13 protein-coding genes are annotated in these 13,191 nt (G+C 43.9%); 7 read left to right on the forward strand and 6 right to left on the reverse strand.

The features are described 5' to 3' along the window. Nucleotides 1-170 precede the first annotated feature (170 nt). Both D8S93_RS14625 and D8S93_RS14630 read left to right on the forward strand, forming a co-directional pair. Entirely contained in the window at nucleotides 171-1,049 is an 879-nt protein-coding gene (locus D8S93_RS14625) for a LysR family transcriptional regulator (RefSeq protein ID WP_006742040.1), read from the forward strand. A gap of 176 nt (nucleotides 1,050-1,225) precedes the next feature. Further along, a complete protein-coding gene (locus D8S93_RS14630) occupies nucleotides 1,226-2,122 on the forward strand; it encodes a cation diffusion facilitator family transporter (RefSeq protein ID WP_005391129.1) in 897 nt (298 codons plus the stop codon). 96 nt (nucleotides 2,123-2,218) lie between these two features. On the opposite strand, the gene D8S93_RS14635 is transcribed toward D8S93_RS14630, so the two are convergent. The 3 genes from D8S93_RS14635 to yddG form a co-directional block, all read right to left on the reverse strand. Then, a complete protein-coding gene (locus D8S93_RS14635; RefSeq protein ID WP_152813942.1) occupies nucleotides 2,219-2,548 on the reverse strand; it encodes a hypothetical protein in 330 nt (109 codons plus the stop codon). A 24-nt stretch (nucleotides 2,549-2,572) separates the two neighbouring features. Then, nucleotides 2,573-2,902, reverse strand: a complete 330-nt coding sequence (locus D8S93_RS14640) for a hypothetical protein (RefSeq protein WP_152813944.1) — start codon at nucleotides 2,900-2,902, stop codon at nucleotides 2,573-2,575. Between the two features lie 777 nt (nucleotides 2,903-3,679). Next, nucleotides 3,680-4,582 carry an aromatic amino acid DMT transporter YddG gene (yddG, locus tag D8S93_RS14645; RefSeq protein ID WP_152813946.1) on the reverse strand — a complete coding sequence of 301 codons (903 nt, stop codon included), beginning with the start codon at nucleotides 4,580-4,582 and terminating at the stop codon, nucleotides 3,680-3,682. A gap of 120 nt (nucleotides 4,583-4,702) precedes the next feature. Between yddG and D8S93_RS14650 the strand changes: the two genes are divergently transcribed. The 5 genes from D8S93_RS14650 (at nucleotide 4,703) to D8S93_RS14670 (ending at nucleotide 8,975) form a co-directional block, all read left to right on the forward strand. After that, complete coding sequence (locus D8S93_RS14650) at nucleotides 4,703-4,852, forward strand: hypothetical protein (protein ID WP_006742043.1); 150 nt, start codon at nucleotides 4,703-4,705, stop codon at nucleotides 4,850-4,852. A 12-nt stretch (nucleotides 4,853-4,864) separates the two neighbouring features. Continuing rightward, nucleotides 4,865-5,515, forward strand: coding sequence for an isoprenoid biosynthesis glyoxalase ElbB (elbB, locus tag D8S93_RS14655; RefSeq protein ID WP_046873691.1), 651 nt, complete (start codon nucleotides 4,865-4,867; stop codon nucleotides 5,513-5,515). 333 nt (nucleotides 5,516-5,848) lie between these two features. Beyond that, entirely contained in the window at nucleotides 5,849-6,997 is a 1,149-nt protein-coding gene (gene yiaY, locus D8S93_RS14660) for an L-threonine dehydrogenase (protein WP_005391135.1), read from the forward strand. A 138-nt stretch (nucleotides 6,998-7,135) separates the two neighbouring features. Beyond that, nucleotides 7,136-8,212, forward strand: a complete 1,077-nt coding sequence (locus tag D8S93_RS14665) for a PQQ-dependent sugar dehydrogenase (protein WP_152813948.1) — start codon at nucleotides 7,136-7,138, stop codon at nucleotides 8,210-8,212. Nucleotides 8,213-8,354: 142 nt separating this feature from the next. Next, nucleotides 8,355-8,975 (forward strand): HAD family hydrolase, encoded by a 621-nt coding sequence (locus tag D8S93_RS14670; protein WP_074189932.1) that lies wholly within the window; start codon nucleotides 8,355-8,357, stop codon nucleotides 8,973-8,975. 99 nt (nucleotides 8,976-9,074) lie between these two features. On the opposite strand, the gene D8S93_RS14675 is transcribed toward D8S93_RS14670, so the two are convergent. The 3 genes from D8S93_RS14675 to D8S93_RS14685 all read right to left on the reverse strand — a co-directional run bounded on the left by D8S93_RS14675 (nucleotide 9,075) and on the right by D8S93_RS14685 (nucleotide 13,166). Then, on the reverse strand, nucleotides 9,075-9,554 hold the full coding sequence (locus D8S93_RS14675; RefSeq protein ID WP_048625240.1) for a Dps family protein: 480 nt from the start codon (nucleotides 9,552-9,554) through the stop codon (nucleotides 9,075-9,077). 300 nt (nucleotides 9,555-9,854) lie between these two features. Further along, complete coding sequence (locus tag D8S93_RS14680; protein WP_152813950.1) at nucleotides 9,855-11,855, reverse strand: methyl-accepting chemotaxis protein; 2,001 nt, start codon at nucleotides 11,853-11,855, stop codon at nucleotides 9,855-9,857. 144 nt (nucleotides 11,856-11,999) lie between these two features. Beyond that, nucleotides 12,000-13,166, reverse strand: a complete 1,167-nt coding sequence (locus D8S93_RS14685; protein ID WP_227483992.1) for a hypothetical protein — start codon at nucleotides 13,164-13,166, stop codon at nucleotides 12,000-12,002. Between the last annotated feature and the right edge of the window lie 25 nt (nucleotides 13,167-13,191).

Consider the following 13,191-nt stretch of genomic DNA (forward strand, 5'->3'; position numbering starts at 1 on the left):
GTGGCCTCCATGTTCACTTTTTGTAACCCACATAGATTACCGCAAAACCGTTAAAAGACCATAGACTTATCTGGCGGATTCGCGTTTTTTTCGATAATCTTTCACGGCTTTGGGAGCATATCTGCATAATACCCAAATTATTTGAATTCATTTATTGGTTGTGTCAAATCATGAACTTAACTCAAGTAGAAGCCTTCTGCACCATCGCTGAGTGTGGTTCTGTTTCTGAAGCAGCAAGGCAACTCGATTGTAATCGCACCAAACTCAGTATGTCGATTAAGGCTTTAGAGAAAGATCTCAACGTTGAGTTGTTTACCCGAACTGGCAACCAGCTCACTCTCTCTGAAGCTGGGAAAGCCATTTACAAAGATTGCGAACACCTACTTATCATCGCACAGCGGATAAGAAAAACCTGTGCTCAAATCTCGGAAGGTTTTAACGCGGAAGTTTGGGTTGCACGTGACGACTCCTTACCTGATGATCTCTGGCAGGAGCTTTCTCATACACTGAATAACCGCTTCCCTTCCACAACCTTCAACTTAATCTTGGCATCCAGTGGCGACTTGGCCAACTTAGTCAGTACCCACCAAGTGGATTTTGCTTTCGGCGTTGATTATGAGCGCGTCGACGATCCTCGTATCGTGTATAACCCACTAGGCAAGATACGTATGATGTCAGTATGCAGTGCAGAACACCGCCTAAGTAAGATGCGCCGAGTCTCAGACGAAGATCTGCGCAGCCAGATGCAAGCGTTGATGGTGTACCTAAATGAGAAAGACAACCCTGAACTGCAGCCTTTCTCGACTCGATACATTGGCTTTTCGAGTTTTGACTACATGCTCAACACCATCTTAGAAGAAGACGCTTGGGGTGTACTGCCAGAACCATTAATCCGCCATTACCTTCGCCAGCAAAAGCTCGCCGTTATCAAGCATACATACGGATTGACACAAGAAGATTACTGTATGTTTTCACCTAACGGTCAAACTGAGCACCCAGCAATGACATGGTTAGCGGATAAATTGAGCGAGTATTTATTTGACTTCTAAACATTTTATCAGTGAGCGCCAATTTTATTGGCACCAAGATCATGCAACAAGTCATTGTTTTATAAGAACATAAACAAAAACGCAACTTTTTAGATTAGAACCTGCTCACTTAGTGGTTGCCTAAATTACCTTATGCGAGAAGAATAGTAAGGTATTAAAATTTAAAGGCATCTTTTATGTGTGACAGGACAAGCAAAAACGAAAACCGTATTCTAACCATTTCAGCCCTTTTAGCATCTGGGTTCGCTGCTGGTGGTATGGTACTTGGCTTGCTTGTAGGATCAATTGTCATCGTTTTTGACGGTGTTTACTCTTTGGTCAGCTTACTGTTAACTTTATTGTCACTGGCCGCTTCCTACTATATTAACAAGCCCTCAAAATCTGTATTCCCATTTGGAAAAGCGGTCTTAGAGCCAATCGTTATTGCGATAAAAGCGGCTGTTATTTTAGTGGTTGTAAGCTTTTCTCTTTACTCTGCAATTTCAGCATTGATGTCCGGAGGCCGTGAAGTCGATGCTTCTATTGCCACTCTATTCGGCATCGTAAACGTCATCGGTTGTGGTTACGCTTGGTGGTTTATGGCGAAACGCAGCCGTCGCTTCTCATCAGGCTTGATTGAAGCAGAGAAAAAACAGTGGCAGATGGATACACTATTAAGTGTAGCGGTGACGGTAGGATTTGTTGCTGCTTGGGTTGTATCACTAACGCCATTCGCTGAATATGCGGTTTATGCCGATCCTATGATGATGGTGCTAATGGGCTTCTACTTTCTGAAAGTTCCTTTTGATATGTTGGTTGGTGCACTACGTGAGCTACTAATGATGACACCAAGCAAAGAGCTATGTCAGGTCGTTGGCAATGATGTACTAGAGATAGAAAAAACATCTGACCACCAGCTAAAGTTAGCGGGTATCACTAAAGTGGGCCAAGAGCTTCGTATTAACATCGATTTACACGTCGATGACGACACCATTGCATTGGATAAGTTGGAACAAACTCGTACTCAGTTAACGAAACGTCTGTCGAAACACAGATTTAAACTGCAACTCCATTTAAATGTCGCAAACTGTTAGAACACGAAAGAAATAACCAAAAAGCACCTAAATTGAATGTTTAGTCTTTACTAAAATGAAAAAACCGCCAATTACGACGGTTTTTTCATATCTGGATTAAACTATACCTTTGAAGTCTACTCGGCCAATTACGCGATTTACGTATTGGAAAATTTGGATTGGAGCCGAAACTTGTTCTAGGTGGATTGGAATGTTGGCAGCTCGATAACTTACATCATTCTTAAACCCATACTTTTCAACCAACTCGTTATCGATAAGCCGATGAATGAGAGCCGTTGCTGAGTGAGTATTTAACCCTATTTTCTTGGAAATATCATCTGCATTGAGCCCAAAGTGCTTACCCTCGTATATCCGGCCACGAACCAATTCGTGATATAGAGCGATCGTCGCGTTCTTCAAAGTCTTTGTGTCTAATAAGCCAAGCATATATAACCTTATCTAGTATTCGGATTAAGTTAGACCTTTGAAGTCTACTCGGGCAATTGCGCGCTTAACGTATTGGAAAATGCTGTTTGGAGAAGATGTTTCGTCTAAATAAATCGGGACATTAACAGCTCGATAGCAAACCACATCCAAAAAATCGTATTCTTCGACCAATCCGCTTGCGACAAGCCGATGAATGAGGCTGCGCGATGAGAACGTGTTGAGTCCTGTCTTTTCTGATATATCATCTGCGCTGAGTCCGTAATGCGTTCCCTCATGTATGCGTCCACGTACCAATTCTTGATATAGATTCGTCGCTATATTCTTTAAAGCTTTTCTTTTGAAGAAGCCAAACATATCCACCTCTTGCGTTGTTGCATCAAAACTTTAAGGACTGCGATTGTCCACACAATTGCATATCCAATCCTTGCAGTTCGTCACTATTTGCAATTGGTCGCAATAGAAAATAATGATCCTCGGTAATAGCAATTTTAGTTGCGTTTTAAGGGGAGTAAGTCGGTATTATTTTTTGATAATCTGGATTCAATGAGGTGAAAAAATCTTGAACTGAATCACTGTTTTAAAAGCCGAAATTGTGAAAAATCCCGCTCCGTCAGTTGGCCGTTGTAGGAATACCACCCATCCGAAACAACGCTAACAATAATAAAAACTGACTCCCGCTTCTCGTAGGCAATACTGGCTGTATGAAACATTTTCAAAAAGTTTCACGGCATGAGCAAAAAGATAGCGGGAGTTAGCACCCCACCAGCAAAACCCACTGATTTCATTAAAGTAGTAGAGCTAATCGAAAAGTTAGATCCAATTAAGTATGGGTTTGATAACCGTGGTAATAGTTAGCAGTGTTAAACCACCAGAGCGGTGGATTTTTTGTGCCTAATTTTTTGCTAACCTAACATCATAAATCAGTTACACCTCAGAACGGCCGGAGCGTTTTCAGTTGCAGATGCGACTGACCCTAAGACAGCTATCTCACCTTGGTAACTGATGCTTACTTTAGGAAAATGGCCGGATGCCCGTCTGATAACAACATGAAGGTTCAATCAGTCCAGCCGGGAGGCATCTATCAAAGCCTTCAAGAGCAGTAAGAGCATTAATCACTCAGATAATTTTGGTTTAACCTGCAGCTTCACGCTTCTCCTTGGTGACAACCCAGCAAAGCAAAGAGCCCACCGTAACCATCACAACTCCCTGCCAAAAGCTCGGGCTCAACGTCACACCAAGAATAATGGAAGACAATAGCGCAGAGAAAATGGGTGTAAAGTAAGAAAGTGTCGCGAGAAAGACCATGTTTCCGCCAACAATCGCGATGTTCCACAAACCATAACCACCAGCCATCAACGCCGCAGAAGCAAAAAGGTAGCCCATTGCTTCCCATGAAAAAGTCATCTCTGGCTCATCAGCAAACGCATATTTCATCCATAACGAAACAGCAGTAGCAATGAAAAACAACGTAATCGCGTTATGTTTGGATTGCTGCCTTTGGGTTAAATTACAATAAAAGGCCCATATAACTGCTCCTGCGAAAGCCATAAAGTACACCAAAGGGTTACTACTGACATTGGACATAATCTGAGTAACGGATAAGCCATTCTCACCACTCACCGTCCACGCGACTCCAATAAACGCCAGCGCAACCGCTGGATAAAGCAGCCAGTTTGTTTTTTTGTTACTGCCTAAAACCGCAAACAAAACGGTGAGTGCTGGCCAAAGGTAATTGACAATCGACACCTCAATAGCCTGCGCACGCGAGTTGGAATATCCCAGAGATAAAGCGAGAAATATTTCATAACAAACGAACATCGCGCCACCAAGCACGAGATATTTTGGAGAAAAGTACGATAACTTCGGAATGCCAACTACGATAAGAAGGAAAATAGAACTGAGAGAGTACAACATGGCTGCCCCGCCCACGGGACCTAGGCTCTCGGTTACCAACCTGGCAATGCCAAGTAAGCAACTCCAAGAGAGGATCGCAATACAACCATAAAGTGTGAAACGAAATTGCACTGATTTCATGTGACCTACCACTCACGAATGCCAAAGGAAACATCAGCTTAACTCAAAAATGATCAGGTTCAACGTACTGTTTTATAAAAATCAGTATAAAAATCACTCCATTACGCAGTTGGAGTCGATATGAAACATTTTCTGCCCTCGAGTGTTATGCTTACACCTTTTGTTGTGCGCTACTATGATGAAGAAGACGACGATAGCGAAATCGCCGAAACTGATTCGAGCACTCAACATCTAAAAGAAACAGAGCAACAAACGGAAACCTCAGACTAAAGGAATTCTCAAATGAAAAAAGTCGCAGTTATCTTCAGTGGTTCAGGTGTTTACGATGGCACAGAACTACATGAAGCCGTATTAGCACTCCATGCCATTGAAAAAGAAGGTGCATCATGGCATTGCTTTGCTCCTAACATCGATCAATTACACGTGATTAATCATCTAACTGGCGAAGAGATGGACGAAACACGAAATGTGTTGGTGGAATCTGCACGCCTTGCACGTGGCAATATTGATGATGTTGCAAGATTGAATCCAGATGAGTTTGATGCCCTACTCTTACCTGGCGGTTTTGGTGCCGCTAAAAACCTCACTGACTTCGCTGTATCAGGAGCTGAGTGCTCGATTAATACACACGTAGCTCAAGCATGTCGCGCATTCGCTCATGCCAAAAAGCCAGCAGGTTATCTGTGTATTTCACCTGTCATTATTCCGATGATTTATGATCAAGGCGTGAAAGGCACCGTAGGCAACGATGAAGCGATCTCGATAGCATTTAATCAAATGGGCGGTGAGCACATCACTTGCTCTGTCGAGGATATCGTTTTTGATGAAACACACCTCGTTCTATCAACCCCAGCTTATATGTTGGCAGAGAATATCTCTCAAGCGGCATCAGGTATCGAAAAGTTAGTATCAAAGCTGATTGATATTGCCTAATTATTGATAGATAACTTATAAACCTACCTCCCACCCCCATTGATAGTTAAGTTATTAATGGGGATTTTTTATACTTTAGTCTAATTTAGAGATATATCCGTATTAGATATCAATTTTTGCCAATCGATTGCGTCACTGGTCTCATATTTGTTCTACTTTATATCTGTGTTGCACCTATACGCTGTGCAACAAGATCACTGTCACAGTTTTTCTCTTGCAAATACCTCTAAATAGGTAAACTTGCTTCAGATCAACTTCAATCTGGAAACGAGTGTGCGACAGTAAATGGCAAATTAAGAAAGATTATTAAAAATAACGACGGAGCTATCCAATATGACAAGTGCATTTTTTATCCCTACGGTAAACCTAATGGGCGCTGGTTGTTTAAAAGACGCAGCAGACAGCATCCAATCTCAAGGCTTTAAAAAAGGTTTGATCGTTACGGATAAGATCCTTAACCAAATCGGTGTAGTCAAACAAGTTCAAGACCTTCTCACTGAACGCGACGTAGCAACCGTTGTGTACGATGGCACTCAACCAAACCCTACTATCACCAACGTTAATGATGGCTTAGCTTTACTAAAAGAAAACGAATGTGACTTCGTTATCTCACTCGGAGGCGGCTCACCGCACGATTGTGCAAAAGGTATCGCTTTAGTGGCGTCAAACGGCGGCAAGATCGGCGATTACGAAGGCGTTGACCAATCCGCAAAACCAATGCTGCCTCTCGTATCAATCAACACAACGGCTGGTACTGCTTCTGAAATGACGCGTTTCTGCATCATCACAGATGAAGAGCGCCACATTAAGATGGCGATTGTGGACAAGCACACAACACCATTGATGTCAGTGAATGATCCTGAGTTGATGCTTGCTAAACCTGCGTCACTTACTGCCGCAACAGGTATGGATGCGCTAACACATGCGATTGAAGCTTACGTATCTATCGCTGCGACACCAATCACTGACGCGGTAGCAATCAAAGCAATTGAACTGATTCAAGCTCACCTTCGCACAGCAGTGAAAAACGGTGAAAACCTTGAAGCTCGCGAGCAAATGGCATACGCACAGTTCATGGCAGGTATGGCATTCAACAACGCATCTCTTGGTTACGTTCACGCAATGGCGCACCAACTAGGCGGCTTCTACGACCTGCCACACGGTGTATGTAACGCGATTCTTCTACCTCACGTACAACGTTACAATGCGCAAGTATGTCCAGAGCGTTTACGTGACGTTGCTAAAGCAATGGGTGTTGATGTTGAAGGTATGTCAGCAGAGCAAGGTGCTGCGGCGGCCATTGATGCTATCGTTGAGCTTGCTAAAGATGTCGGCATCCCATCAGGCATTAAAGAGCTTGGTGCGAAGCTAGAAGACATCCCAACCCTAGCGGACAACGCGCTAAAAGACGCTTGTGGTTTCACTAACCCGAAACAAGCAACGCACGAAGAGATCTCGAAGATCTTCGAAGAAGCGATGTAGGCTCGCTAAGTAAACAATTCTCTAGTCTTAATTCAATCCCCGATCTCGTATTGGGGATTTTTTATGTTCGCATACCCTGCCAAACGTCCTCTTTTAGTGTTAGCTTTTAAGTATCTTGGATTCATATTGGAAGGAACCATGAAAACTATCACTGCGACCCTACTCGCTTGCCTAGCTTTTTCTATCGATGCTGCGGACTATCGTGCCAATGAGGTTGCCAATGGTTTTCAAATCCCATGGGGAATTGAATTTCTCGATAAGCAACAAATGATCGTGAATGAAAAAAACGGCACCGTTTCATTACTTAATATTGCTTCGGGAAAACAGCAAACCCTCTTCAAAGTACCGAATGTGAACACCAGTGGGCAAGCTGGTTTATTAGATGTAGCTCTAGTGCCGAATACCGCTCCACAAAATCCACAACTTTTCTTTACTTACAGCAAACGTACCGATAAAGGAAATACTGTGGCCTTAGCGACCGCACAATTGAAAAACAATCAACTTGTGGATTGGAAAGACGTCTTTGTCGCCGACGCCATCACGGACACCAGCCGTCATTACGGCAGCCGTATTGCGTTTGTCGATGACAAGGTTTACTTCTCAATTGGGGACCGTGGCGAACGTGATAATGGGCAAGACACTCAAACCCATGCAGGCACTATTCTTCGCCTCAACCTTGATGGCTCGGTACCACAAGATAATCCATTCAAGACTTCTGAGGCTCGCCCTGAAATATGGAGTTACGGGCACCGTAACCCACAAGGCATGTTTTACGACAAAGCAACAAAACAGCTTTGGTCGATTGAACATGGCCCTCGTGGTGGTGATGAAATCAACCTGATTAGGAAAGGTGCAAACTACGGCTGGGCAAAAGTCTCTCAGGGTAAAGAGTATTGGGGACCGTTAGACGTTGGAGAAGCGAAAAGCTTACCGAATATGGAAGACCCAAAGTTGGTTTATATTCCGTCTATCGCGCCAAGCAATATGGTGGTATATCGTGGCGATAAATACTCTGAGTTAAATGGAAAAGTTTTAGCGGGAGCACTAAAACTAACTCACATTAACGTGGTATCCATTCAAAATGGCAAACTAAAAGAATCAGCGCGATTGATGGAAGACCTCGGCGAACGAGTCAGAGATATCACCATCAGTCCGGATGGCTATGTCTATTTTTCAACAGATACAGGCAAAATTTTCCGTCTTGAAGAGAAGTAATCAAACACCAACATTATTGAGACTATTTAATTTGTGACGTATCAGTGATTTATTTTCGTACAAGGAAAACGTTTGAATCTAAAATTAACAATAACCTTTTGTTTTTAGAAAGATAGCTTGGTTTAAGTCGTACGAGGTCATCATGGTTCCTTTTCCATTAAAACTTGAAAGAGTCAAAGCCGTTATTTTCGACTTAGACAATACACTCGTCAGCTCCGATATGAACTTCAAAGATCTTCGTCAGCAACTAGGCTGTCCACAAAACGAAGATTTATTGGATTTTGTTGATAAGCTTGACCATCCACATCAGAGGGAGCATGCTCATAATGTCATCTTTGATCATGAAATTTCTGATGCTGAGCAGTCATCTCCGATGCTGGGTTGCCACGAGCTTTTGGCATACTTACATCAGCATAAAGTTAAAACCGCGATAGTAACGCGCAACTGCTTGATCGCTACGCAGCGTAAGTTGGAACATAACCGAATTAATGTTGAACATGTCCTCACTCGTGAATGCTACCCAGCAAAACCTGATCCTTTATCGCTCCAAGTCCTAGCCAAAGAGTGGCGATTAATGCCAGATGAAGTACTTTATGTGGGCGATTTCCTTTATGACCTACAAGCCGCATACAACGCCCAAATGCCATCCTGCCTTGTTCACCACAATACGACTGCACAATTCCACGACTCCGCCTCTCTTGCTGTAACAGAACTGACCGATTTACTCGAACATTTTCAGTCTTTTAAGCACATTCACGACTAACTAGGCACTTTCATAAACAAAAGGAGCACTCGCGTGCTCCTTTGACTTATTCCCGATTTATTTATGCGCCCCCAAGTGAGTGCTCGGGTGATGCGTCGCTTAGCCTTGTAGGTAAGCGTTAAGCATCCACATTAATTTTTCTTGCTCACGGATGTAGTCACCCATCAATGCCGCGGTACCTTCGTCGCCTGCTTCACCCGCGTTTTGTAGAATCTCACGCTGTTTTAGAAGTAGAACGCTAAAGCCTTGAACCAGACCTTGTACACACTCCTTACCAGAAGTCGCGTTTTGATGTTCTTTAATTTCACTTGCTTCCAAGTAGTGGCTGAATGCGTGCGCTGGTGTATGACCCAAGGTAAGAATACGCTCTGCAAGCTCATCGATTTTGGTTTGTAGATCCGTATAGATCTCTTCAAATTTTACGTGCAGTTCGAAGAATTGCTGACCTTTGATGTTCCAGTGGTAACCGCGTGAGTTCATGTACAACACTTGGTAATGCGCTAGTAGTTGATTTAGCTGTTGAGCTAGTTGTGCTGATTGTTCGCTGTCTAGACCAATTAGGCTTACTTGTTTGTTCATAATCTTACTCCTAGAAGGATGATACCAATCGTAGTAACGAACGATTCTCTTACTCAGATCGGTATAAAGTTTAAAAATTCTTTTGCAGTATTTGCTGCCGATGGAGTCATATTACGACTCCGGCTCGGTGAAGAAAATTTGGTTTTAGCTATGATTTAAATAGCTAAATCCAATGAGCAAGTAGACAAATATCGGCGTATCATCCAACAAAAAGCCCCAACCCTTTTTGTGTGAAAAGGATTGGGGCTTTTTTACTATTTGGTTAACAATCAAAAGTTGATGAAAAGATGCAAACCTTATCTACGCCATCTTGAAGGTCGCCATCTGTTGATTCAGCTCGGTAACTTGCTCTTTTACTTGCAATGATGTCTCTGATGCACGTTGGCTGTTATTCGAAACCTCATCCACTGATTGAGTAATACCGGACATCAATCCAGTGATCGAATTGGTCGCATGAGATTGCTGTTCTGCCGCTGCCGCAAGCTCTGCCATTTGTTCATTCAAGGAACCTATTTGCTCAGTAGTAACAAGCAAACGAGTTACCGCTTTTTCAATGTGCTCCGCGCCCTGCTCCGCAAGTGATTGACTGTGTTCAATCTCCTCAACCACCGAATGGGTCGAGCGTTGAATCGCATTGATGATACCGTTGATTTCTGTCGTCGATTGAGTAGTGCGAGTCGCTAACATACGCACTTCGTCCGCCACCACCGCAAAGCCTCGCCCTTGATCACCCGCACGCGCCGCTTCTATTGCCGCATTCAATGCCAGTAAGTTGGTTTGCTCTGCCAAACCTTCAATCACTTCAGTCACTCGACCAATGGCTTCGCTCTCTTTACTTAACTGCGTCACTTGCGTACTCGCGGTTTCAATACTGCCGTGCAAGCTTTCCATGGTGACTTTGTTTTGCTCTAGCGCATCGCGACCTTGTTCAATCTCGCCTTTTGAATCAGAAAGCTTCTGCACCGATTGATTGGCTTGATCTAGGGTGTTACGCGCGGCTAAAGCGATTTCATCCAATTGGCGTCCCATTTCAACAATGCTGGTCTGTTGCTGTTTAACATTCGATGAGGTGACTTGCGCCGATTCCAACAAAGCTCCCATGCTGGTATCCACTTGGTGCGCTTTCTCACTCACCCCTGCCACGATGCCCGCTAACGACTGGTTCATACGGTTAATCGAATCGGTAAGGTCTGCCAATTCATCTTTCCCAACAACATTGAGCGGAGGCTGAGAAACATCTCCTGAAGCGATCGTCTTTGCTCGCTCCGACAAGTTCTTCACTCGGCGACCAATGGTGTTACCCATGTATTTTGAAATCGCTACCGCGGCAAACAAAACCAACGCTGCCGCAATCAGCATGGTGGTGAGCACGTTTTTGATCGACTGATTAATACCCTGTCCGCTTTGATCAGCACGACTTTGTTGAGCCAATACGATCGTTTCTAAACTTTGGTCTAGGGCATCCGCTGCTGGTAACAGTTCGTTCGCCATCAGCAAGTTTGATTCGTTCCACTCTGGCGACTGACGTAATGCAATGACCTGATCTGCTAAGGGAAAGTACAGTTGCTGCATTTCTTTAAACAGTGACCACAGTGATTGATCGTTATCAGTAAGCCTGTCGAGTTTGCTGTCGATTTCCGCCACAGACTGATTGTGGTACTTAATCAAGTCGTGGTATTTGTCCAGATGATCTTGCTGCCCGTACAACAGGAAATCACGCAGAGCAGACAGAGCATTGGCGAGCGAGGTATAACTGTCGGCGTAAACTTTAAACAGACGTTTTCTGTCTCCACCAAATGGGTTTCCTGACTCTTCATTGATTAAGCTTTGAAGCTGATCAAGTGCCACTTCTGCAATGGGTGCCGCTTCGTTAATAAAGAGGTTGTGCGCGGGTAAGTTCTCATCACTGTGGCTAAGTTTAATCAGCTTGTTTAGAGAAACTTTTACCGCGCCCCACTGGCTTTGAATCGCTTGAAAATCCTGTTCAGAGATCAAAGCCTGCAACGTTGGAAGCGACTCGTCTGTTGACGCCATGATATTGCGTACGTCCTCACTTAGACGTGCGCTCGCCTCTTCATCGCCACCTAGCAACATGTAGGCTCGAATAGAAGACAACGACGCTTGAACAGACTGTTGGATACCGCGACTGGTGTCTACGGTTGGTAAATCGGATTTAAGTAACGAAGAGGCGTATTGCTCTACAGTGGTGACGTTGCGATACGTGAATACCGCTGATGCTATAAAAAGTACGGCTAGCAGCACAAAACTGAGCTGCAACTTCCCTGATATCGTAAGGTTCATCCATAAACTCCTGACAACGATGAGCCTTAAATATAACGATGTTTATAAAAATGTTAAATGCTTGTATCAAAAACAACTTCAGAACAAGGCATTATTTGTGATTGATTGCATTATTTAGGGATAGCAGCTAAATGAAAGGCATCTCTAGTAACTATACCGGATATTAGCAAACACCAAAGTTGCAGGTGTTTCTCCAAATAAGCTGCCGTCCGTACCGTTAAAATGTTGAACTACAGTTAGCAGTTGCCAATTATCACTGAGTGAATAGCTGCTGGATAATCCAGCAAAGTAAGAGCCATCATCATAGTAACTAGCCGATAAGGTGACGCGGTTGAGCGCCGTTAAGTCGAAGCTAGCATCGGCATAAACAGTATGCTCCGTGAAGCTCAAGGTTTTCGCAGAGAGAGGGAGGTTTAGGTAAGTTAATGCGCTGCTCGCTGGCTTTGGTTCAGAAATAAACAACCAAGCACCTCTCACCATCCAGTTACGCACACCACCAAAACTGTAGTCTGATTCCAAACTAGCGACTGTCGTATCCTCAGTAGGCTGACCTTGATGCTTTGTATCAATAGGATCAAACCAGCTTAACTCGCCTCGAAACCCGGCTTGATAGATATCAGTCGCGAACCCTGCTCCAAGAACATAGTCTTGCCGAGATCGACCCGCAATGATTTGATAGTCCCAACCAGAAACGTTGGAGAAATATCGTAGTGACGTGCTGTTTTCTTTAGACTGCTTTGACGGAGAGAAAACGAGATCTAACCCATCGGCAAACCCAAGTTTTTTACTCACCATGACAGCGTCGGTGCCCGCCCGCTCTTCGTAATCAAAGTCGTAAATAGAATAGGCGTTGTAGATGTCGTTTGGGTTCCAAATGGTGTTCATTGACCAATTGACCCGGAACCGCCCTAACCTTGCACTCCAATCTTGGTCACTCCAAGAGACGTAGAGTCGATCCAGTTGGGTATTGAGGATTGCATTATCTTCTCGCCAATTTTTGCTTAGATCAAAATACCCATTATCAAGCGCCACGAGTTCTGCATATCGAGGAATCTCAAGCGCATCGCCCCACAATGCTCTATTCCTGATACCAAGATTTATTCGCCATTCAGGAGAAAAGCGATATTCAACGTTAATCCGGTTATGGAGTAGATGGTCAAGGGTATTACTCTGCTCGTCAGGCATACTATAGGTCGCCATGTATTTCACATAGCCATTGATATCCCATGCTTTTTCAGGCTCCAAACCCGGTATGCTGGCATTAGTTTTAATGCAAATTACCGCAGGACTTAACGCAAAAAAAAGCCGCAATAACTTGGATAGTAAGCTTACGCCC

Source organism: Vibrio sp. VGrn 2 (genome assembly GCF_009361695.1).
Classification (GTDB): domain Bacteria; phylum Pseudomonadota; class Gammaproteobacteria; order Enterobacterales; family Vibrionaceae; genus Vibrio; species Vibrio diabolicus.